Annotated in this window: 20 protein-coding genes; 16 read left to right on the forward strand and 4 right to left on the reverse strand. The window is 63.2% G+C overall.

Annotation, left to right across the window (positions count from 1 at the left end):
• Nucleotide 1 precedes the first annotated feature (1 nt).
• From traC to ACLIMP_RS25510, 13 genes are all read left to right on the forward strand, one after another.
• Nucleotides 2-2,596 carry a type IV secretion system protein TraC gene (gene traC / locus ACLIMP_RS25450; protein ID WP_443478930.1) on the forward strand — a complete coding sequence of 865 codons (2,595 nt, stop codon included), beginning with the start codon at nucleotides 2-4 and terminating at the stop codon, nucleotides 2,594-2,596.
• A gap of 5 nt (nucleotides 2,597-2,601) precedes the next feature.
• Complete coding sequence (locus ACLIMP_RS25455; protein WP_036528777.1) at nucleotides 2,602-2,976, forward strand: hypothetical protein; 375 nt, start codon at nucleotides 2,602-2,604, stop codon at nucleotides 2,974-2,976.
• The gene (locus tag ACLIMP_RS25460) at nucleotides 2,969-3,616 is read left to right on the forward strand and encodes a TrbI F-type domain-containing protein (RefSeq protein ID WP_036528775.1); all 648 of its coding nucleotides are present in this window, start codon (nucleotides 2,969-2,971) and stop codon (nucleotides 3,614-3,616) included. Before ACLIMP_RS25455 ends, ACLIMP_RS25460 begins: the two co-directional genes overlap by 8 nt.
• Entirely contained in the window at nucleotides 3,597-4,160 is a 564-nt protein-coding gene (locus ACLIMP_RS25465; protein WP_443478931.1) for a S26 family signal peptidase, read from the forward strand. The genes ACLIMP_RS25460 and ACLIMP_RS25465 overlap by 20 nt, the downstream gene beginning before the upstream one ends.
• A complete protein-coding gene (gene traW, locus ACLIMP_RS25470) occupies nucleotides 4,157-4,810 on the forward strand; it encodes a type-F conjugative transfer system protein TraW (RefSeq protein WP_379481053.1) in 654 nt (217 codons plus the stop codon). The genes ACLIMP_RS25465 and traW overlap by 4 nt, the downstream gene beginning before the upstream one ends.
• Nucleotides 4,810-5,082 (forward strand): hypothetical protein, encoded by a 273-nt coding sequence (locus ACLIMP_RS25475; protein ID WP_008829959.1) that lies wholly within the window; start codon nucleotides 4,810-4,812, stop codon nucleotides 5,080-5,082. The genes traW and ACLIMP_RS25475 overlap by 1 nt, the downstream gene beginning before the upstream one ends.
• Entirely contained in the window at nucleotides 5,079-6,101 is a 1,023-nt protein-coding gene (gene traU, locus ACLIMP_RS25480) for a conjugal transfer pilus assembly protein TraU (RefSeq protein WP_379481052.1), read from the forward strand. The genes ACLIMP_RS25475 and traU overlap by 4 nt, the downstream gene beginning before the upstream one ends.
• 10 nt (nucleotides 6,102-6,111) lie before the next feature.
• On the forward strand, nucleotides 6,112-6,855 hold the full coding sequence (gene trbC, locus ACLIMP_RS25485; RefSeq protein WP_379481051.1) for a type-F conjugative transfer system pilin assembly protein TrbC: 744 nt from the start codon (nucleotides 6,112-6,114) through the stop codon (nucleotides 6,853-6,855).
• Nucleotides 6,855-8,717, forward strand: coding sequence for a conjugal transfer protein TraN (locus ACLIMP_RS25490; RefSeq protein WP_379481050.1), 1,863 nt, complete (start codon nucleotides 6,855-6,857; stop codon nucleotides 8,715-8,717). The genes trbC and ACLIMP_RS25490 overlap by 1 nt, the downstream gene beginning before the upstream one ends.
• Before the next feature lie 37 nt (nucleotides 8,718-8,754).
• Nucleotides 8,755-9,090 (forward strand): hypothetical protein, encoded by a 336-nt coding sequence (locus ACLIMP_RS25495; RefSeq protein WP_066701780.1) that lies wholly within the window; start codon nucleotides 8,755-8,757, stop codon nucleotides 9,088-9,090.
• Nucleotides 9,091-9,305: 215 nt separating this feature from the next.
• Nucleotides 9,306-10,121, forward strand: coding sequence for a conjugal transfer protein TraF (locus ACLIMP_RS25500; RefSeq protein ID WP_379481049.1), 816 nt, complete (start codon nucleotides 9,306-9,308; stop codon nucleotides 10,119-10,121).
• Between the two features lie 62 nt (nucleotides 10,122-10,183).
• Nucleotides 10,184-11,584, forward strand: a complete 1,401-nt coding sequence (locus tag ACLIMP_RS25505; protein WP_379481157.1) for a conjugal transfer protein TraH — start codon at nucleotides 10,184-10,186, stop codon at nucleotides 11,582-11,584.
• Nucleotides 11,585-11,600: 16 nt separating this feature from the next.
• The gene (locus tag ACLIMP_RS25510) at nucleotides 11,601-14,411 is read left to right on the forward strand and encodes a conjugal transfer protein TraG N-terminal domain-containing protein (RefSeq protein ID WP_443478932.1); all 2,811 of its coding nucleotides are present in this window, start codon (nucleotides 11,601-11,603) and stop codon (nucleotides 14,409-14,411) included.
• A gap of 2 nt (nucleotides 14,412-14,413) precedes the next feature.
• Here ACLIMP_RS25510 and ACLIMP_RS25515 read toward each other — a convergent pair whose 3' ends face one another.
• On the reverse strand, nucleotides 14,414-14,611 hold the full coding sequence (locus ACLIMP_RS25515; RefSeq protein ID WP_313443403.1) for a hypothetical protein: 198 nt from the start codon (nucleotides 14,609-14,611) through the stop codon (nucleotides 14,414-14,416).
• Nucleotides 14,612-14,661: 50 nt separating this feature from the next.
• On the opposite strand from ACLIMP_RS25515, the gene ACLIMP_RS25520 reads away from it, so the two are divergent.
• From ACLIMP_RS25520 to ACLIMP_RS25530, 3 genes are all read left to right on the forward strand, one after another.
• Nucleotides 14,662-15,012, forward strand: a complete 351-nt coding sequence (locus tag ACLIMP_RS25520) for a hypothetical protein (RefSeq protein WP_443478933.1) — start codon at nucleotides 14,662-14,664, stop codon at nucleotides 15,010-15,012.
• Nucleotides 15,013-15,272: 260 nt separating this feature from the next.
• On the forward strand, nucleotides 15,273-15,911 hold the full coding sequence (locus tag ACLIMP_RS25525; protein WP_037519212.1) for a Bax inhibitor-1/YccA family protein: 639 nt from the start codon (nucleotides 15,273-15,275) through the stop codon (nucleotides 15,909-15,911).
• 11 nt (nucleotides 15,912-15,922) lie between these two features.
• Nucleotides 15,923-16,546: an HdeD family acid-resistance protein gene (locus ACLIMP_RS25530; RefSeq protein ID WP_443478934.1), complete on the forward strand. Its 624-nt coding sequence runs from the start codon at nucleotides 15,923-15,925 to the stop codon at nucleotides 16,544-16,546.
• 78 nt (nucleotides 16,547-16,624) lie between these two features.
• Here the strand turns inward: ACLIMP_RS25530 and acpP are convergent, their stop codons facing one another.
• The 3 genes from acpP to ACLIMP_RS25545 form a co-directional block, all read right to left on the reverse strand.
• Nucleotides 16,625-16,861, reverse strand: coding sequence for an acyl carrier protein (acpP, locus tag ACLIMP_RS25535; RefSeq protein WP_443478935.1), 237 nt, complete (start codon nucleotides 16,859-16,861; stop codon nucleotides 16,625-16,627).
• A 218-nt stretch (nucleotides 16,862-17,079) separates the two neighbouring features.
• Nucleotides 17,080-18,420 (reverse strand): cyclic di-GMP phosphodiesterase, encoded by a 1,341-nt coding sequence (locus ACLIMP_RS25540; RefSeq protein ID WP_443478936.1) that lies wholly within the window; start codon nucleotides 18,418-18,420, stop codon nucleotides 17,080-17,082.
• Between the two features lie 64 nt (nucleotides 18,421-18,484).
• Nucleotides 18,485-20,773, reverse strand: coding sequence for a hybrid sensor histidine kinase/response regulator (locus ACLIMP_RS25545; protein WP_443478937.1), 2,289 nt, complete (start codon nucleotides 20,771-20,773; stop codon nucleotides 18,485-18,487).
• Nucleotides 20,774-20,857 lie beyond the last annotated feature (84 nt).

Raw genomic sequence — 20,857 nt, forward strand, 5'->3', positions numbered from 1 at the left:
CATGGCGAAAGGCGGCTTTTTCGACAGCATGCTCTCGGGGCTCTTCGGCGATGCGGCGCGTCCCGATCATGACCGGCCCGCGCTCGGCGTTCCCATGCTGGCGCACTGGCTGCCCTATCGCAGTTATGATCCCAAGACGGGGATCTTCTACAACAGCGCCTCGCGCGGTTTCGTGATCGAGGCCGCTCCAATGGTGGGCGCTGACGAGCGCACCGCGGAGATCATCACGCAGTTCCTGTCCGAAGGCATTCCCGCGCCGGGCTGCATCCAGTTCCATCAGTGGATGAGCCCGCGCGTGGGGGAGGCGCTGAGCAAATGGTATCTGCCGCGCTATGCCGCACGCGGCGTCTACGAACGGATGGCCAAGCACCGGGTCGATTTCCTCAGCGACGGCGTATGGCAGTCGCTCTCGAAGGACGCGCCCTTTTGCCTGCGCCATCACCGCGTGGCGATCTCCTATTCGACGCCCGAGAGTTCGTCGGTGTCCGATGACGACATCGTCTCGGTCATGGAGGGCCTCGTCTCCGCGCTGGCTTCGGTGGGGGTCACGACCCGGCGCATGGATCCGGTCGCGCTGATCGCCTGGATCGACGACATCACCTCACCGACCACGGCTGCCGGCGAGGACGTCGTCAGCTACAATCCCTTCGATCCCATCGCCGACCAGGCCATTCGCCGCGACATCGAGCTCCGGGTCGAACCCGACCGGATGCTGCTGCGCACCGAGCGGTTCCGACCGACCGGCAAGGTCCACGAAGGGGCCCCGGAGATCGGCGAAATTTATCCCGATGTCTTCGACGTGCGCTCCTTCTCGGTGCGCAACCTGCCCAATCGCTGGGCGCCCTGGGACATGGCGAAGCTCGTGGGCGACATGTTCACCGACAAGCTGCGCATGCCGTGCCCGGTCGCGACGAACCTGTGCGTTGAATATCCGGACACCCAGGCCTCGTCGAACAAGGCGAGTTTCAAGTTCATGCGGACGACGAGTCTCGCCGATGCCAAGTCCGCGCGTTTCCTGCCGCAGCTGCGCGACCAGAGCCGAGAGTGGCGCTTCGTCAACGACGAGATCCGGCAGGGCCGCAAGCTCGTGCGGGTGTTCTTTTCGGTCACGTCCTTCTCGCCCAAGGGGCGCGGCGACGCCAACGAACGCGTGCTCAAATCCGTCTACCGCGCGGCGGGCTGGGACCTGCTCGACGACCGCTACCTGCAGGTGATGGGCCTGCTCTGCACCATGCCCATGACGATGGCCAACGGCCTGTCGCGCGATCTCGAGCGGATGAAGCGCATGCGCACGCTGCTCACCACCACCGCAGCCAATCTCGCGCCGCTGCAGGGCGAATATCTGGGCGGCCATGTGCCACATCTCCTGATGGTGGGACGGCGCGGCCAGCCCTTCTTCTGGTCACCCTTCGAAAACGCGGCGGGCAACCATAATGTCGCGGTCTTCGGCAAATCGGGATCGGGCAAGTCGGTGGCCTTGCAGGAGCTGTGCGCTTCGCTGTGCGGCGCTGGCGCGAAAGTGGTCGTGATCGACGACGGCCGATCCTTCGAGCATTCGGCCAAATTGCAGGGCGGCGCCTTCGTCGAGTTCACCATGAGCTCTGGCTTCTGCCTCAATCCCTTCTCGATGATCGACGAGGCCCAGGCGGCGGAGGACGAGGACTATCTGCTCGACTGCATGGCGATGCTTAAGGCCATCGTGAACCAGATGTCGCGCCACATCGACCGTCTCAACGATACCGAGCGCGGCCTTATCGATGGCGCGGTCAACACGGTTTGGGAGGCGCACGGCCGAAGAGGATCGATCGACCTTGTGATCGAGGCGCTCGATGCAACCGGCAACGCGCTCGCGCACGACCTCGGTATTGCTATGCGCCCCTTCTCGGCGGCGGGCACCTACGGCCGGTTCTTCCAGGGGGAGGTCAGCTTCGAACTGAAGGCGCAGCTCACCGTCTTCGAGCTCTCGGATCTCTCGGCGCGCGAAGAACTGCGCAGCGTGGTCCTCACCGCCATCATGTTCATGTCGCAGCAGGTGATGCGCAAGGTCGATCGCGCAATCCCCAAGGCACTGCTGCTGGATGAAGCCTGGCAGCTGCTGCGCGGCGGGGCCATGGCCGACTTCATCGAGACCTATGCGCGCACCTGCCGGAAATATGGCGCCTCGCTCGTCACCGCCACGCAGTCGCTCAACGATTATTACAAGTCGGCGGGGTCAATCGCGGCGCTGGAGAACAGCGACTGGTTCGTTATTCTCCAGCAGAAGCCGGAAACGATAGCCGATTTCAAGAAGCATGATCGCTTCGAGATGGACGATTATACCGATGCGCTGCTGCGCTCCTTGAAGCGCAACGGCTTCGAATATTCGGACATCATGATCAAGGGACCCGAGACGCTGGCGGTTGGTCGCCTGGTTCTGGATCCCTATTCGGCCACATTGTTTTCCTCGAGCCCGCAGACCTTCGCCCGGATCGAGGCGCTGATCGGCGAGGGTCTCAGCATGGACGAGGCGATCGAGCGCATCGCCTTTCCCGACAATCCCGAGAAATGGGCGGCCAATGCGGAGAGTGATCCCGACGTCGCAATCGCTGCGGAGTAGGTCCGGTGGCATCCATCCCGAGCGAAGAGACGCTTAAGCCAAGCCCACCGGCGGCGACTACCCCGTGCATCCGGCTCGACCTGCGCACGATCCTCTATTGGTATCTCCACCTTTTCGGCTTCACCCTGTCGTCGCTGCTGATCAGCTGGGGATTGTTCTTCCTCTTCTTCCTGGCGATCGGCGGCTTCTCGATCGACGGCATGATGCACCAGCTGGCCAATATGGCGAGCCGCTACGTCGCCGCGGACCCAGCGCGCATCGCATCGTTCAAGCAGGTGCTGGCCTGCGCGCAGCTTCTCCTGGCCGGCGCGATCATCGTGCTGCGCCGACATCTCATCATTCCGCGTCATGTGTCTGAAGGGAACCGTTCCCATGGCTGAGCAGGCTGAACTCGATCTTCCTCCCGTCCCCGCGCCGTCTGGCAAAGCCACGCGCTCGCGCCGCCGGACCCTTTTCGCAGGATTGACCCGCTGGCAGATGCTGGGCGGGCTCCTGCTGCTCGCGGCGCTCGTCTGGGCGATGTGGGTGACCCGGCAGGTGAGTGCCCGGCCCGATCATATCGTCTCGGTCAAGCTCTCCGAACTGGTCGGAGAATATGTCGAGGCGCAGCGCTACTCGGCATCGCCACCTGAGCGGGTCAAGGCCGAGATGCAGGCCTTCATGGCATCGCTCGACAAGGAGCTTGCGCGTCGCAGCGCCCATGGCGACGTCATCCTCGTCGGCGAGGCTGTGCTCAGCAAGAATGTCGATGACATCACGGAAACGGTGAAGAAGGCGGTCTACGCCTCGGGCGTGCCGATACCCAAGCGGATAACGGCCGAGGAGCTGCAGCGCCTGCAGCAAATGAGCCTGCAGGCCGCGCCCGAGATGCCCGTGCCGCAGGATCCGCGGACGGCCGCGCCGGCGAGCGCCGCACAAGCCACTGCCCAACCGGTTCCATCCGTCCTTCCCCCGGCCGTTGGTGCCCAGGGAGCCACCGTGTCGAGCTTTGGAGCGCCCGATGTCGGCCCTGCTCAGTGACAAGGGCGAAACCGCGATGGTGCCGGCTCGCGCAGCGCCGGCCTGGCGACCGCGCAAGCATCTCTGGACGGCGCTGGGGATCCTGTCGGTCGGCACCGTGGTTCTGGGGGCGATCGCGGATTGGCGCGACCGTCATGCCTTCCTCATCAACACGAGCGAGTCTCTGCCGAACTGGGCGTTCCTCATCGATCGGGGCCGACTGCCGGCCCGCGGTGACTATGTCTTCTTCGACCCGCCCGCGACCGCTCTCGTCCACCGTCATTTCGGAGCGCGGCCCGCTATGTTCGGCAAGCTGGTTTATGGTCTCCCCGGCGATGTCGTTTCCCATAGCGGGAACGACGTCCTGATCGGCGGGCGCATGGTGGCGCGCATGAAGCGAGCCTCGCGCCTGGGCGAGCTGTTGACGCCCGGCGCGACCGGGCCGGTCCCGGCGGGCTGCTATTTTGTCGGGACGCCGCACAAGGACGGGTTCGACAGCCGCTATGCCGACATCGGATTCGTCTGCGTGCGCCAGATTATCGGGACCGGGGAGCCGCTCCTATGAGGCGCACCATCCTGCTGGCGGCGACGACCGCATGCCTGGGCGGCACGACCCTGCTTCTTGTCGGCTCCGCCAGCGAGGCGCGCGACTATGGAACGGCAGGGCAGGCCTTTCCAATCATCGAGCCTGATCTGCTCGCGACGATCGAGGCGCGGCTGCGCCGTGCCGAAGCGAGCGGCGAACTGGCGCGAACCAACGCGCTTTTCGCCAAGCGGGTCGAGGCTAAGGTGCGGCGGCCAGATCCCGTCGCCGGTATCTCGCCGGCCCAGGAGACGCGCAGCTGGGATTTCGATCCCTCGGTTCGCATCGACCATGATGTCCGCGACCAGAAGGGGAATATGATCGCAAGGGCGGGTCAGAAGGTGAACCCGCTCGATTTCGTCGGCATTCATCAGGATCTTGTCTTCGTCGATGGGGACAATGCCGAGCAGTTGGCCTGGGCCTGCGGCAAATATAGCGACGTGAAGGCGAAGATCATCTTCGTGAAGGGATCGCCGATCGAGGCGATGTCGCAGCGCAAGCGGCGCTTCTATTTCGACCAGGAGGGCAAGCTCACCGGCCGCTTCGGCATCGAGCACACGCCCGCCGTCGTCAGCCAGGCGGGCCGCGTGATGCGGGTCACCGAACATGCGCTCAAGGGGAGGGCGGGCTGATGCCCTTGTGGCTCGACCTCCTGCGCACGCCGATGGCCGCGCCCGAGACAAGCGACCTGCGCCGCATGCGCCGAACCTGGCAGGCGTTGTGCATCCTTCTCGCGCTCGTGGTCGGTGGGTTCGGCCCGCTGCGCCAATGGGTCGGCCGCCCGGCCGTGGCGGCGGTGGCCCTCGCGCTGCTCGTCGGCACGGCGCTCTACACAGCGCTGTATCTGGCTCGCAAGCAGCGCGCTGACACGGCCTATCTCGATCAATTGGGAGAGCGAGAATGACGCGCGGTCTTCGATCCCTGCTCGGCGCTGTGTCGCTTTCCCTGACGCTGATGCTTTTTGCGGCGCCAGCGCAAGCGGCCGGACCGACCTGCAACGGCAAGTTCGTCAATCCGATCACCGACGTCTGCTGGTCGTGCCTCTTTCCCCTGTCGGTGGGCGGCCTCAAGATCTGGCCGAGCGGCCGGCCCGATACCAGCAATCCCGCCTCGCCGGTCTGCGCCTGCGCGGATCCGTTGCCGCGCATTGGCATTGCCGTCGGTTTCTGGGAGCCGGCTCGCCTGGCCGATGTGACGATGAAGCCGTGGTGCTTCCCGAACCTGGGCGGTATTCGCATCGCCCCCGGGTTTGATATCGGGCAGGGCTATCTCGCCGGTCCCTCGATGGTCGGCGGGCGGTCGCAAAGCACGGCCAAGTGGCATGTGCACTGGTACGTCTATCCTCTGCTCTACTGGATGGAGATTCTGACCGACTTCGTCTGCTTCGAGCAGGCGAGCTTCGACATCGCCTATATGACCGAGATCGATCCGCTCTGGCAGGACGATGCTCTCACCACGCTGATTAACCCCGAAGCGATCATCTTCGCCAATCCGATCGCTCAGGCCGCCTGCGCGGGTGACTGCATTGCCGGGACGGTCAACCTACCGCTCGATCCGCTCTTCTGGTGCGCGGGTTGCCAGGGTTCGATGTACCCGCTCAACGGCAATGTCCCGGCCTCGATCGGCCATGTCCAGTCGTCGCGGCTGGCGGTCTCCCGCTTCGCCTACAAGATGCACCGCGAGGCGCTGGCCTGGGGGACGATGGGCTCGAAGGGCCTCTGCAAGAAGTACCTCATGCCGATCATGCGCAAGCAGCAATATCGCTTCCAGATGGTCAATCCGATCCCGACCGTAAGCGGGCGGTTCGCCTGCTCCGCAATCGGGGCTTCCACGATGCCGCCCGATGCGGGTCGCGCCTATCCCGCCGGCGGCGAGGACATGGGCTACCTCGTCTGGCGCAAGCGCAACTGTTGTGTCCTGTAGGGAGGGGTCGATGCGTTTCGCTGCCTGGGGCGTTACTGCCCTGCTTGCTACCGCCGGTGTTTCGGCGCTGCTCGCCCAGACCGTGGACGGTCTCGACGTGCAGGCCATCAAGAAGCGCTCGGTCGACCTCGCCGCGGATGCCGAAGCCTTCGTGAACCACGTCAAGGATCGTGGCGACCAGTTCCGCGAGGAAGCCGTCGCGGTGCGTGAAGCCGGCACTGAAAATATGCGGCAGGTCGCGGCCAAGGATCTGCCCAAGGGGCCGGATGGCGCGATCGATTTCGATGAGATCGTGCAAGGCGCCGCGGGCAATGCCAGCGTCAAGAGTGGCGAGGCGCCGCAATTCATCGTCTTTGCCAGTCTCTCAATGCCGCCGCAGTCGCTGAAGCCGCTTATCCGCGATACGGCGCGCGCTGGCGGCGTCGTGGTGTTCCGCGGCTTTCCGAATAACAGCATGAAGGAGTTTTCGGCTCGGCTCGGGCAGATCGTCGAGCGCCAGGACGAATTCGCCAATGTCGGCGTGGATCCGCGACTGTTCCGAGCCTTCGATGTGCAGGCGGTCCCGACCTATGTTGCCGTGTCGTCCGATTTCGACCTGTGCGCCGGCTTTTCCTGTCAGACCAAGGTGCCGCCCTATGACCGCATGACGGGCAATGTCACGGTGGAGTATGCGCTCAGCAGCTTTGCCGACGGTAATGGTCCCGGCGCCCGCGTTGCCGCCGTTGGCCTCTCGAATATGCGGGCGCAGCGCTGATGCGCCTCGCGATCGCAATCAGTCTGGCGGTCCTGGCCGGGGCCAGCTTCCCCGCGCAGGCGCAGACCACGCTGGAGGAAGCGCGCGAGCAGGGAAAGGCCATGGGAACCGCGGCCAAGGCCAATCCGGTCCTGGTGCCCAGCGACAACGCGCAGGCCGAAGCCGTGCCGGGCTTCTCGGGAACGACCCTCCCGCAGGGCAGCTATTTCGATGACCCGGACAAGCTGATCAACGATGCCCAGGCGCTCAAGTCGAGTAGCGAGCAGTACCAGATCACGACCGACAGCGGCCATGTGCGCCCGACCTTCAGCAATGCTGAGATTCTTTCGACGACCAATCGCGCGACCACCATTGAGGAAGATCCCTCCACCTATCTGGCGGGAGAGGCTTATGGCGGGACGAGCGGAAGCTGCACCGCGCTTCCGCCTGGATCGGGCACGAGCGGCTATTATGAAGCGAGTTGCAACGCGGGCGCCAAGGTAACGACCAACGCCCGCAATTGCACCGTCAATCTGGATGTGCGTACCGATAAGCGGACGATCTACACCTATTACACCGGCCGTTTAAGTTTCCTGCCGAGCGATGGCGGCCCCTATCCGGCCCGTGCCGCGTTCGACGATGAAATCGCCTCGGGAGTCTGCTGGGAAAGCCGACCCATCGACTATTGCGACAATATGGCGGCCTACGGCTACACGGCTGCCGACACCTGCAAGAGCCTGGGCCACACGGCCGTCGAAGTGAAGTGCAGCGCTGAAGCGCAAGGGATTACGGAGGGCGCCTATCACCCCGGCACGGTGATTTCCACCGGCAACTACTGGCTGACCAGGCAGGAGGAACCGGCGGTTCCCGTCATCACCCGCAACGAGGGTCTCTGCGCGGCCTATGCCGGCGACAGCAACTGCGCGCTGGAATCGGAGATCTGCACGGCAAGCGATCCGGTTACCCGGATAGTCGATGGTGTACCTGTCACGCAGCCGTGCTGGGCGTGGCAGCGCAGCTACCAGTGCCACACCATTTCGTCGGCCAACGACTGCTCGGAACTCGAAGCCAATGGCAGTTGCACCTATCAGCGCACCGAATGCCTGGACGAGGATCCTGACGGCGGCCCCTGCAAGGTCCAGGAGAAGATCTATCGCTGCCCGACGCCGTCGGGCACCTCGGCCGACGCCCCACAATATATCTGCGGCGACGACGTCTATTGCATCAACGGCGACTGCGAGCCGATCGAACGGCAGGCCTCGACCGAATTCAAGGATGCGCTGGTGGCGCTGCACTCGATCGACCAGGCCGGCAAGGAGTTCGACGAGACCAATTATCGGGTGTTTTCCGGCACACGCGAGACCTGCCACAAACCGGTATTTGGCCTCATCAACTGCTGTGCCGGCAAGGTTTCGGGATTGGTGCCGGTAGCGGCGGGCGCCGCCGCACTGGCCGGCGGGCCGGCTGCGATCGCGGCCTTCGCCACGCCGTTCCTCGTGTTGTTCGCCTGTTCTCAGGACGAGATGAGGCTCGATATCAAGGACCGGATGGGCTTTTGCCACAATCTGGGCACCTACTGCTCATCGAGTTTCCTGGGCATCTGCAAGACCAAGCGCACGGCCTATTGCTGCTTTGAGAGCAAGCTGTCGCGAATCCTCCAGGAGCAGGGCCGGGTGCAGTTGGGAAAGCCCTGGGGGGCGCCCAAGAAGGAGCAGTGCCAGGGTTTCACGATCGAGGAGTTCGCCTCGCTCGACCTCTCGGTGATGGATTTCACCGAAATCTATTCGGACTTCCTGGATGCAGCAAAGCTTCCCGACGAAGTCCAGACGATGACGGACATTCAGTCGAAGATACAGGATTACTATGATCTCCACGGCAAATGACCCGGGGCTACCCCGGGATGCCGGGGACGAAAGCGCGATGACGGTTCTCGAGCTGTCGATCTTCGTCTGCGCCTTCCGCGCCCGCACTCCCATACGAGCAAGCGAGATTTTCGCGGTCATGCATGGCTGGTTCGGCGACATGCCCGCCGATCAGGTCGCGCTGCTGGTCCCCGGCATGGTGAGCCGTGGCTGGCTGACGCCGGTCGGCGAGGCCGTGAAGGCGAGCGAGCAGGGCCGCCGCGCTGCGCGGCCGCTCGTGGAGGGAATTATCCGGATGCTCGATCAGGGCACCCGCCTCATCGACGTGGCGCTGATGATGTCGGTGCTGCGCCTTACCAGGGGAGAATTGGACAATGGCCCTGCCGATAATTGATCCCGTCATCTTCGCCTTGGTGCTGACGCTGACGGGCCCAGGCGCACAGCCGCCGCCCGAGCCTGCGCCGGCGAGAAGTTCGCCGTGCCGCGCAGCGAAGGACGCCGACTTGTCCGATTGCTGCGTCCCCCCCCGGGCGCTCGACCCGTCCGCCGTCCCCCCTTCCGTGCCTCACTTTGCCGCTGCGCCACAGCCGCAGGAAAGGATCCCGAGCCATGTCGAAGTTCACTAGGATTTGCGCAGTGGTTCTGGCGCTGATGCCCATGGCTGTTGACGCGCAGGAGGCAGGGGCAGGCCGCGACACGATCGACGGGCAATCGCCCGACGACTTCTATTGTGGCGAGCGCCGCCTGGGGCAATGGTTCTATTGCTCGAAACCCAAACCGCGCGAGACCCGCCCGGCGTCGCCGCAGGCGCCCGAGCCCTCGGCTGCCGAACGCATGGCCGCGATTGCGAAGGAACTTGATGAGCTCAAGGCCCGCGCGATCCTTGACCCCTCCGAAGAGAATGTCATCGCCTATGTGCGCTTCCAGCGCGAGCAGCTCGACCGGGCCTCGACTTTCGCCGATACGTGGCAGCGCGCTCTCTGGCAGCATCCCGACATCGACTACACGCTGCAGCGTCCGGTTTCGACGGTCGGCAAACGGGCCTGGCTCGACAATCGCAAGGCGGATCGGGATGCTGTCCTGACGAGCCTCAGCCAGCGCTACGGGCTTTTCTATTTCTATGCGCAAAGCTGCGGCGCCTGCGAACTCTTCGCGCCGATCCTGCGCTCGGTCGCCGACAGCCATCGGATGGCGGTTATGGCGGTCTCGATGGACGGCGGTCCGAACAAGGAATTTCCCAACTATGTCGTCGACACGGGCCAGCGTGCCCGCATGGGACTGACCGGCAACGAAACGCCGGCGCTGGTCCTGTTCGACACCCAGACGAAGCGGACGATCCCGGTCGGGTACGGCATCCTCAGCGCCGATGAGATCATGGACCGGATCTTCATGCTCACCAACACCAAGGTGGGGAGTGACTACTGATGGCACGCAAGAGTTCCGGACGGGCACGGGCGGCGATCCGGCGCCTCTGTCACGGCGCCGCCATATTGGCGGCATCGCATTTCGCGCTGGTGGGCGTTGCCCATGCCGATGTCGCGGGCCAGATGAACAGCTTCTTCAACGACGCGGGCGGTGCGGCCAATGTGACGGGCCCCAGCGCCTTCCAGGGCCAGTCGGCCGGCTACTATTCGATGGGCAATGTCTGGACGCGCTTCCCGCAAAAGTCGGTGTCGCCGTTCAACCTGCAGTTGCCCAGCGCCAGGGCGGGCTGCGGCGGCATCGACCTCTTTTCGGGGTCCTTCTCCTTCATCAACGCCTCCGAGATCGTGGCGATGCTCAAGGCCACCGCCAACAACGCGCTCGGCTTTGCCTTCAAGCTCGCGATCGATTCCGTCTCTCCTGAAATCGGCAAGGTGATGGACGAGTTCAGCCAGAAGGCGCAGCTCCTCAACCAGATGAACATCTCGAGCTGCGAGACCGCCCAGGCGCTGGTTGGCGGCATCTGGCCGCAGATGGACACCACCCGCTCGACCATCTGCGAAGCCATCGGCAACAGCCAGGGCATATTCTCGGACTGGGCCGCCTCACGGCAGGGCTGCAACAATGGCAACCAGCGCGATAACACGATCGCCGGAAACAGCGATGCGTCGATGAAGGACCAACTTGTCGGCGAGCCGCATAACTATACCTGGGAGGCCTTGAAGAAGGCAGGGAAGTTTGGAGCATTCGACCAGAGCTTCTCCGAATTCATCATGACCCTGGTGGGCACGGTAATCACGAAGCCGTCGGACGATCCGAGTGTCGGCGGCAAGGTCGTGATGATCGGCCCGGCCGAAGACGCCGTGGTAACCGCGCTCCTGGATGGTACGGCCGATGCGCCGCCGGTGAAGCTCCTCAAATGCAATGACGAGAACTGCTACGAGGTCGGCGAGCAGACGCTGTCGGTGCCAGCATCGTCCGCGTTGCGCCCCCGGATCGAAGCGCTGATCCAGTCGATGAACGACAAGATCCGCAGCGACACGCCTCTCGATGCCGCGGAAAAGCAGCTTCTGAACATCGCGACGGTGCCGATCTTCAAGATCCTGAGCGTCCAGGCTTATGCGCATTACTCGCTGTCGCCCGGCGAGATCCAGGCAATGTCGGAGATCGTCGCGGTCGACCTGCTCACCGCTATGCTCGACAATATGATGGACCGGGTCGAGCAAAGCCAAGTCCACTACCAGACCTTCGACCAGGCTACCGCGGCCCAGTGGAAGGCGCAGATCGCCGCGGCTCGGGCCAAATACGCGCAGCGCGACGTCAAGCTCAACAACAAGCTGCAGGTCACGATGCAGCTCATCAACCGCAGCATGATGCTCGAGTCCACCCTGCAGAATTCGATGACGCCGGGCATGGCTTCGGCGCTGAACTTCTCGCGCGGGCTGAGCTCGCAGGGGCTGAACTGAAGCCGGGGAACAGGCGATGCTAGAGGTCTTCACGGTCGGTGGCGGCGAATATCTGGTCAACACCTTCAATGCTGTAGCGGCCTGGTCGGGGGGCGGGGGCTATCGCGCTCTACTCCGGGTCGTGATGGTCATGGGCCTCATCTACTCGCTTCTCGTTGTGGCCTTCACGCTCAACTACAAAGCGTGGATGAACTGGTTCCTCCAGGCCACGGCGATCTATCTGTGCCTCATGGTGCCGACCGTCGACATCAAGGTAACAGACCGGGTAAATCCGTCGCTCGCGCCGGCGACGATAGACAATGTGCCGTTGGGGCTGGGCGTGCTGGCCAGCTTCACCACGCAGATCGGCGACTGGATGACACGCACCGCCGAGACCGTGTTCGTGATGCCCGGCGAGCTTAATTACACGACCAATGGCATGGTTTATGGCGCGAGGCTGTTCGATGCGACGCGCAACTTCGTGATCCGCGACGCCGAGTTTGCGACCAATCTCGAGAAGCATTTCAAGAACTGTGTGTTCGGCGACGTGATGCTGAACCAGAAATCGCTGACCGAGCTGTCGAAGGCGCAGGATCTGTGGGCCGCCATTGGCCCGGGTTCGGAAGCGCGCTCCCAGGAATGGCTGGAAAAGGACGGCAGCGGCGCGGTCACGAGCTATATCGTGACGTGCCGCCAGGCCTATGACGGTCTTTCGGGTCAGTGGGCGAACATGATCGAGGCCAATACCCCGATCTGGGCGAAAGAGGTCTACCCCAAGCTCAGCAACGCGCTTGCCGCCGACAAGCTGAAGCATGATGTTCCTATTGTGAACCAGGCTTTCACGGGGTCGGGAAGCAGCTACGCCGACTATATGCGGCAGAACACTGCGATCAACGCATTCATGCAGGCGCGCAACTCTATGGCGGGTGGCACGGGGGCGGCGGCGATCGACACGTTCGCGCAGACCCGTGCCGACGTACAGGCCCGCAACACCTACAATTCGATTGCGCAACAGGCGATGGCCTGGGTGCCTATCCTCAACGTTGTTCTGACGGTCGTGTTCTTCGCGATGTTCCCGGTCATCTTCCCGCTCTTCCTCATGCCGCAAACCGGGCTGAGCGCGCTCAAGGGCTACGCTGTCGGCTTCTTCTACCTGGCTGCCTGGGGCCCGCTTTACGTGATCCTGCATATGATCTGCATGACGCGCGCCGAGACCGCGGCGAGCGGGATCGCATCGGGCGGCGTTACGCTCGGCACTTTCGCAGGCATCGGTGCCGTGAACGGTGAGACTGCGACGATCGCGGGGTTCATGCTGATGTCCGTCCCGTTCCTCGCGGCCGGACTGGCACGCGGCGCGATGTCTATCGCCGGCCAGTCCATGTCCATGCTCGCGCCCGCACAGAACGCCGCCGAAGCCGCTGCCCTCGAACAGACGACGGGCAATTATTCCTATGGGAATCTCAGCTGGGCGAATTCGACGTCCAACATGCAGCAGAGCGACCAATGGACCAAGGCGCCGAGCTATATGGGCGGCGCGCCGATGACAAGTTGGCGCCAGGACAATGGTGCGCTGATCAATGGCTTCGGCAACGGGCAAGAGGTCTTTGACACGGGCGGCGCTATTTCACGCCTGGCGTTTACGCCAACGATGTCGTCGGGCGCCGTCGCCGAATGGCGCGAAATGGCGAACGAGGCGCACCGTCAATCGCAGGCCTATGAAAACGCCGCAAACGACATTCTGACTTCGACTCATACCAACCGCAGTGCATTCGGAACCTCGACCGAACGGTCGTCGGGATGGGATTCGAGCAGCGGTCGGCAAGCCAACACTTCGATCGAACAGTTCGACCGGAGAACAGGAAGCAGTTCTCAGGGTCTGGAAGACAGATCTTCGATCGGGCAATCGCAGCGGGTCAGTGACACTCACGATCGAAGTGCAATAACGTCTGACCAAGTGGGCGGTAGGATAACCACCGGTATGGGAGGTCCGGCAGCCGCAGGTCCAGGCGGAGGTGGGCGCCGGGCGTCCGGCTTGCTGCCAGGAATTGAAGGAAGCGTAGGTAAGAGCGGATCCCAACAAGATCAGCTGCAGCATTCCACGGGACAAACCAATTCCAGCGATAGCTCCAACACTGCTTCCAGTGGGGTACGCGACGAACATTCGAACGGTACCGGCGCAAGTTCTTCGGATGGCACCTACAGCCGGAGCGGGGTGTTCAGTCGCGCCTCGCAGACGTCGTCGGCTTCGGTGAGCACTGAGGACGCTCTCTCCCGCGCGCGCTCATATCAGGAGTCCGCGCGCAAGCTGGAGGAATTGTCGCAGCAGCTGTCTCGCGACGCCAGTTGGGCCGAAAACCATGGCATGCAACTCAGCACAAACCTCAGTCAGGACCTCGCGAACTGGTACCGTGCGCAACAAGCGGCAAATCCTGGTCTGGATGCTCCCGAAATCTGGGCGACAGACCTTTCCGAGCATCAGCGCAGTGTCCGGGATGAGATGGTCCAGCGGTGGATGTCGGAGAAGCGTGAAGCGATCTACGAGGAAATCCGTGGAAGCCTGAACGAGCCTGATCTCGTTGATGTGCACCGCACCGGCGTGTCCTCCGCAGCCGATGTCAGGGCGACCTATCATCCGCATGGTGCTGGCGGGATTCCGGCCGGGCCTAATCTAGGCGATCCGGGCGCAGCCGGAGCCATAATTTCGTCAGGTAAAGCCGCGCTCGATGGAGACCGCCGCGCAGCTCAGGCCGGGCGACATGCTAATGTGCAAGGCAATGTGCGCATTCAATCGGAGGTTGGCGAAGGCCAGGACAAAGGGTTCTTTCTTGACCCCGATCTAAGGAAATGAGCTTACATCCAAAACCAATATGCGAGCGCACCAGCCGCGACTGCGTAAGCGATCAAATATGCAACCATTCCCGCCTTGGACACGTTGCCGCGCTCATCAGTCGCCGCCTCGATGTACCGCACGGGATCGTCGTACTTCACAGTGACGATCGGTCCGCCGGAGAGGTCCTTCGTCTGATTATACGTGTCCAGGTCGAACATACAAAATCCGCAACCTCCGCTGCAAATATGAGCCAATTCCTTACTGGAATTTGGATTTCTTCACAAGCCTGCGGGCGGGCAATCTAATGTTCCAGAAGAGAGAGTCCGCCGAAAATCCTAAGCATGCGGACCTAGACCTGTCGAGCAACCTCGCATTTATGTTTTCGTGGTTCCTCGTTTCAGCGTTAGGGCTGCTGCCGCTGTTCGACGAAACGCTCCCACGTGATCCTACACCGTCCGCGTCGGCACTAATCGTCTTTTTCGTTGCCGTTGGATCGGCCGCCGTGCTCAGGAGGCACTACAGCTGGGTCGGCATCGTCATGCACGTTTTCAGCCAGATTTTCATGTGGCTGTCCGTGTTTTGCGTGTCGCTCGCGGGCGTCCTTTATGCGGCCGGATAGAGGCAGGGCACAGGTCTTGAATCCACGGAAACCGAAACACATTTTTCGGATCGTGGGCCGGGCTTGTCGCGCTGAACGACAGGCCGGCACACCGGGCGTGCTCGGTGTTGCGGTTCGCTATAAGCCTCTCGCTGCGCCAGCGCGATCTGTCGTCTTCATCGATGGAGAGAGCTATGGATTCATTGTTCAATCGGACGATGCCTTCGCAGCGCAGGGCAAGCCCCATCGACCGGGGCTTCGATGCCGGCCTGCGAAACCACATGATCGGCATCTATCGCAACATGGCGCTTGGTCTTGCCCTTACTGGTCTGGTCGCGTTTGGCATCGCGTCCACGCCGGCCTTGTACGAGCCCATCTTCGGCACGCCGCTAAAGTGGGTGGCGATCTTTGCGCCTCTGGCCTTCGTACTTCTGCTATCGTTCGGCCTACACCAGATGTCGGCCGCCATGGCCCGGACAGCCTATTTCGTCTTCGCCGGCGTCATGGGCATCTCGATGGCCAGCATCTTCCTGATGTTCACGGGCGAGAGCATTGCGCTTGCCTTCTTTACGGCCGCGGCGGTGTTCGCGGCGATGAGCCTCTGGGGCTATACCACCGGCGCTGACCTGTCGCGTTGGGCCCCGATCCTGATGGTGGGTCTGCTCGCTGTCGTGGCGGCCAGCATCGTCAATCTGTTTCTGGGATCCTCGACGCTTCAGATGCTGTTTTCGATCGCGGGCATCGTGGTGTTCACCGGCCTGACGGCCTGGGATACGCAGCGTCTCAGGAACGAGTATTACGCCTATGCCGGGCAGGAAGAGGCAAGCAAACTCGCCATCGTTGGCGCACTCTCGCTCTATCTCAACCTGATCAACCTGTTCCAGTTGCTGCTGACCTTCATGGGTCAGCGGCGCGAGTAAAGGAGGACGGCATGCTCGATACCTCGCTCTGGCGTAGCGTCCCGCTGGTGGCGCAAAACTGGAAGTGGATGATGGTTCGCGGTGTCCTGGCTCTGGCGCTGGGCATAGCGGCGCTGCTTTTCCCTGCGGGCGCACTCTTTGCCTTCACGATGCTGTTTGCCGCTTTTGCCGGCGTCGACGGCATCGCCTCGCTGATTGCCGGGATACAGGGCGCCGCGCACAAGGAGGACCGGTGGATCGCCTTGGTCCTGCGCGGCGTGCTCGGGCTCGTAGCAGCCGGCCTCTTTGTGGCCTTGCCGTTGGAGTTCACCGTCAGCTACGCGTTGGCGACACTGGTTCTGGTTGCTGCCTGGGCGATAGCGGTCGGCTTGCTCGAGATCGTCGCGGCGGTTCGGCTGCGCAAGGAAATCCGCGGGGAAGTGCTCCTCGCCCTTTCCGGCACGATCACCGTCGGGCTAGGCGTCGCGATATTGGTGCTGCTCTATCTGCAGCCGATCGCCTCGATCCTGTCCGTCGCATGGCTTATCGGTGCCTGGGCTCTGCTCGGGGGCGGTCTGCTAATGAGCCTCGCCTGGCGCCTGCGCGCTTCACGACAGGCGCCCAAAGACCTTGGGACAGAGGCGGTAGCGGCGTAAAGCCATAAGGAAGCGTGCGGCGGCCCACGTCGAAACTTGGGCCGCCGCATCGATCCCGAGCGTGGCGTGGCAGGTGCCTCAGACCATCGCGGCTTCGATATAGAGAACAGCATCCTTTACCGTTGCAATCTTCTCGGCATCATCGTCCGGAATCTGGACGTCGAAGCCTTCCTCGATCGCCATGACGAGTTCGACCACATCCAGGCTGTCAGCACCCAAATCCTCCATGAAGCGGGATTCCGGCCTTACCTTGTCGGGATCGACACCCAGTTGTTGGGCAACCAGGTTTGCAACGCGCGTAGCAGTATCGGTCATGTCTTTGCCCCCGGGCCATGCTGGCGGATGCCGCATGGCATTCTCTGGTCCTTCTCTAGACGCTTGAGCCCGAACCGTCACGCAAACTCGCCGAAATCTGGGCGGCTTATAGAGGGCAGGCACTCCCAGACCCCAGACCTGCGCTTCAGACATTTGCGTCGGGATTTGGCGATGAGGACGCCGTCGGCATCAGTGGCGGCGGTTGTCGCCCAGAACGATCAATTTCTCGCTGCGAAGCGCCGATGGTCCATGCCTGGCGAAGCGATGATGGCTTGGCCGGCCCCGTTCAGATCAGCCGTCGGCATGCGGTTATCGAGCACGAACGCCTGGATGACCGGCCATCGCGGACCAAACCAGGCCTCGCCGTTTTCGATACCGATCGCGGCATCGCCTTTCAGGGTCGCCGAGCAAATCACGATTTCGGGCGGCAGGAACTCGCGCTCCGTCGTTGAGAAGAAAGCGCGCACGGCCGGCATGGTCGGTTCGCGGGCGTTGCCGGCGACGACGATCCCGAGCCGATTGGTGCGCAGGCGCACGAGCGTGCCCACGGGATAGATGCCGATGCTGGAGATGAAGGCATCGAGCACGTCGGGATCGAAATGGCCCTCCCATTCGAGCATTTTCGCCAAGGCATCGGACGGCGTCCAAGGGTCCTTGTAGGGGCGCCGGGAGGTCACCGCATCATAGACGTCGCACACCGCGCCCATGCGTGCATGAAGCGAGAGCTGCTCCGCGGTCAGGCCGAACGGGTAGCCGGTGCCGTCGACGCGTTCGTGATGGTGCAGACAGACATCGAGGGCGATGGGTGAGATGCCCTCGGTCATCAGCAGCAGCTCGTGCCCTTTTTGCGGATGCGCGCGGATGATCTCGAATTCGTCACTGTTCAGCGAGCCCGGCTTGTCGAGGACAGTGCCCGGAACGGACATCTTGCCGATGTCATGCATCAGGCCGGCTATGCCCAGGTCGCGCGTCAGGCTTTCCGCCAGTCCAAGTTGACGGCCAAGATTGATCATCAGCGCGCAGACCGCGACCGAATGGAGATAGGTATACTCGTTCTTGCGCTTAAGGCGGGTCACCTTGATCATGGCTGCAGCATCCCGGATCACCGATTCCGCGATCTCATCGACGATGGGTTCGACGTCGCGTAGCGCCACCGCCTTGCCCATGCGCGCCTCGCCGAACATCCGCATGATCACCCGCTTCGACCGTTGGATCGCTTCGGTGGCGCGCTGTACCTCGTCGACATCGACAATTAGCCGTCGGGGCGAGGGCGAAGGCGCGGGGAAGGAGCGCCAGTGACGCGCGGCTTCCATCCGTTTCGCGGGGGCGGGCGGCGGCGTGAGAGGGGCGGAGGGCGTTGGCGCGGTGACGCAGATCGGAGCGGCGCCTTTCTCGTCGTCGATGAAGACGGCCTTCACGCCCGACGCCCGGATTTCGCTGATATCGGCCTGGGTCAGCACAAATTTTGTGCGCCAGAAGGGGTGGAGGAGCCAAAAGCCTTCGAATCCGACCAGATACATTCCAGCTTCAATCTGATCGATGGCAATCCGGCGCTTCATGATACCTCCCCGCGAGACTTGCCCCGTGCGCGGCTAAATTCCGGTTAACTTGTCGCAGGTGGGCTCAGATTGGCGCCTTCGCGGGACCACTTGGCGCCTCGGCGCGCAAGGGCGCCTGGGTCATCGTTTCGCGCACCCGCTGGGCGAGCACCTCCATTTCAAAAGGCTTGGTGATCAGACCCATGCCTGGCTCGAGAAAGCCGGCGGCCTGCGTCGCCGTCTCCGCATAGCCCGTCATGAACAGGATCGGGAGATCGGGGCGGCAGGTCCGGCCCGCTTGGGCGACCAGGCGCCCGTTCATCCCGGGAAGCCCTATGTCGGTGAGAAGCAGGTTGATGACCTGCGACGAGTTGAGGATGTCCACGCCTTCGGGTCCATCCGCTGCCTGGAGCACATGATAGCCCAGCTCTCTAAGCTGATCGACCACCAAAGTCCGCACGATCGCTTCATCTTCCACCACGAGCACCACTTCGCCCACTTCCGCGACAGCTGTCAGGCAGGGTCCATCGGGCGCCGTCTCCGGTTCGAGCGCGGCGGCATGATAGGGGAGATAGAGGTGGAATGTCGTTCCGTCGCCCGGGGCGCTGTCGATGGCGGCATGGCCTTCGGATTGCCTTGCAAAGCCGTAGACCATGGAGAGGCCGAGACCCGTGCCCTGGCCCATGGCCTTGGTGGTGAAAAACGGTTCAAAGGCGCGCCGGACGGTTTCCGCGTCCATGCCGACCCCGGTGTCGGTAACCGCCAATCCGACATATCGCCCGGGCTTTGCGCCCTGTTCGGACAGGGGGGCCTCGAAGCTCACGTTGCGGGTCGCGATGGTCAGCGTTCCGCCGGCGGGCATCGCATCTCGCGCGTTGATCACGAGATTGAGCAGCGCATTTTCGAGTTGGTTGGGATCGCATTTCGCGGTCCACAGATCGGACGCCAGCGAGAGACGCAGCGAGATGCCCGCATCGAGCGTGCGGCGAACCATGTCTTCGAGTGAGTGGATAAGGCTGTTGATCGCGACTGGCTTGGGATCGAGGGGCTGACGACGGGAGAAGGCGAGCAGGCGATGGGTCAGCGCCGCAGCGCGGGCCGAAGCGTCGGACGCCATTGTGATCAGGCGGTCCATGTCACCCAGTCGGTTCTGGGCAATCCTGCGCCGCATGATGTCGAGACTGCCGCTGATGCCTTGCAGCAGATTGTTGAAGTCATGGGCGATGCCGCCGGTCAACTGTCCGACCGCTTCCATTTTCTGCGCCTGGCGCAGGGCTTCTTCGGCTTCGCCCAGCGCTTTCGCGCCTTCGACTTCGGCCGTTATGTCACGGCCGAAGCCATAGAATTTCCCGGCATCCGGAACGGTCGTCCACTGGATCAGGCGATTGGCACCGTCGCGGGCAAAGAGGACAGTGCGATATTCCTCGAGCGGGATCCCGGAGGCCAGCCTGTCGATCTGCTTGGCCCATGCCATGTCGTCGCCCACGATGAACTCGGCGCTGCACTTGCCGACGGCTTCCTCTCGCGTCCAGCCCAGCACTTTCGTCCAGGTCGGATTGACGTCGACGATGATGCCTTGCCGATCGGTGACGAGCTTGAGCACGGGCGAGAGTGCCCAGATCCTCTCCCGGTCGCGCACAACCTCCCGTTCGGCGGTCACGTCGCGGCCGACCGCGTGGATACGGTCGGCGGCGGGGACCGCCGTCCAGGCCAGAAGGTGATAGTCACCGCTCCGCGCCCGGTAACGGTTCTCGAACGACAGGGTATCTGTCCCGCGCGCCAGCTTTGCGACCTGGGCGGCGGTCGCCGCGACGTCCTGAGGATGAATGAACTCGGCAAGCGGCCGTCCGACCATCTCATCCTCGCTCCATCCCAGCATGGTGGTGGCGCTCGGGTTGATGGCCGTGATCACACCGTCGAAGGTGCATACCAGCATCAGGTCGCGTGAGAGCGACCATAGCCTGTCGCGATCGGCCGCAAGCTCAATGAGCTTTTGCTGGTTGCAGTCTATCGTGCTCCCGACCCATCGCTCAATGGCGCCGTCCGCATCGCGGATCGGGGTGCCGCGCACCTGGTGCCAAATCCAGGCGCCGTCGTGGCGCTGAATGCGAAACTCGGCATCATAGACCGCGCCGGAGCCGAGCGCCTGCTTCCAGCATTGCGCCGCGCCCGCGCGATCATTGGGATGGACGATCGAGAGCCACTTGTCCCCGAGCAGATCGTCCGATGTGCGTCCGGTATAGGACAAGAGCGGGTCATTGAACCAATCGGCGGCGCCGGCGGGCGTCGCGGTCCAGACATGGCCGGGCAGAGCCTGGGCTGCCGCGCGAAACTGGACCTCGGCGAGCAAAGGCGGAAACGGAGCCTCAGGCACGCTCTACACCCCCGCTTGATGTGAGTCGCACCGTCGTGGCCCCCCGTTTGTGTTTCGTAAACTCCAGATCGCGCTCCGACGAAC

It is taken from the genome of Novosphingobium aeonii (assembly GCF_052279045.1).
Taxonomy (GTDB): Bacteria; Pseudomonadota; Alphaproteobacteria; order Sphingomonadales; family Sphingomonadaceae; genus Novosphingobium.

What these genes read in the sequence shown, in the direction of transcription:
- traC (WP_443478930.1), top strand. Translation starts at nt 2, where the DNA reads ATGGCGAAAGGCGGCTTTTTCGACAGCATGCTCTCGGGGCTCTTCGGC.
- ACLIMP_RS25460 (WP_036528775.1), top strand. Translation starts at nt 2,969, where the DNA reads ATGGCTGAGCAGGCTGAACTCGATCTTCCTCCCGTCCCCGCGCCGTCT.
- ACLIMP_RS25465 (WP_443478931.1), top strand. Translation starts at nt 3,597, where the DNA reads ATGTCGGCCCTGCTCAGTGACAAGGGCGAAACCGCGATGGTGCCGGCT.
- traW (WP_379481053.1), top strand. Translation starts at nt 4,157, where the DNA reads ATGAGGCGCACCATCCTGCTGGCGGCGACGACCGCATGCCTGGGCGGC.
- ACLIMP_RS25475 (WP_008829959.1), top strand. Translation starts at nt 4,810, where the DNA reads ATGCCCTTGTGGCTCGACCTCCTGCGCACGCCGATGGCCGCGCCCGAG.
- traU (WP_379481052.1), top strand. Translation starts at nt 5,079, where the DNA reads ATGACGCGCGGTCTTCGATCCCTGCTCGGCGCTGTGTCGCTTTCCCTG.
- trbC (WP_379481051.1), top strand. Translation starts at nt 6,112, where the DNA reads ATGCGTTTCGCTGCCTGGGGCGTTACTGCCCTGCTTGCTACCGCCGGT.
- ACLIMP_RS25490 (WP_379481050.1), top strand. Translation starts at nt 6,855, where the DNA reads ATGCGCCTCGCGATCGCAATCAGTCTGGCGGTCCTGGCCGGGGCCAGC.
- ACLIMP_RS25495 (WP_066701780.1), top strand. Translation starts at nt 8,755, where the DNA reads ATGACGGTTCTCGAGCTGTCGATCTTCGTCTGCGCCTTCCGCGCCCGC.
- ACLIMP_RS25500 (WP_379481049.1), top strand. Translation starts at nt 9,306, where the DNA reads ATGTCGAAGTTCACTAGGATTTGCGCAGTGGTTCTGGCGCTGATGCCC.
- ACLIMP_RS25510 (WP_443478932.1), top strand. Translation starts at nt 11,601, where the DNA reads ATGCTAGAGGTCTTCACGGTCGGTGGCGGCGAATATCTGGTCAACACC.
- ACLIMP_RS25515 (WP_313443403.1), bottom strand. Translation starts at nt 14,611, where the DNA reads ATGTTCGACCTGGACACGTATAATCAGACGAAGGACCTCTCCGGCGGA.
- ACLIMP_RS25525 (WP_037519212.1), top strand. Translation starts at nt 15,273, where the DNA reads ATGATCGGCATCTATCGCAACATGGCGCTTGGTCTTGCCCTTACTGGT.
- ACLIMP_RS25530 (WP_443478934.1), top strand. Translation starts at nt 15,923, where the DNA reads ATGCTCGATACCTCGCTCTGGCGTAGCGTCCCGCTGGTGGCGCAAAAC.
- acpP (WP_443478935.1), bottom strand. Translation starts at nt 16,861, where the DNA reads ATGACCGATACTGCTACGCGCGTTGCAAACCTGGTTGCCCAACAACTG.
- ACLIMP_RS25540 (WP_443478936.1), bottom strand. Translation starts at nt 18,420, where the DNA reads ATGAAGCGCCGGATTGCCATCGATCAGATTGAAGCTGGAATGTATCTG.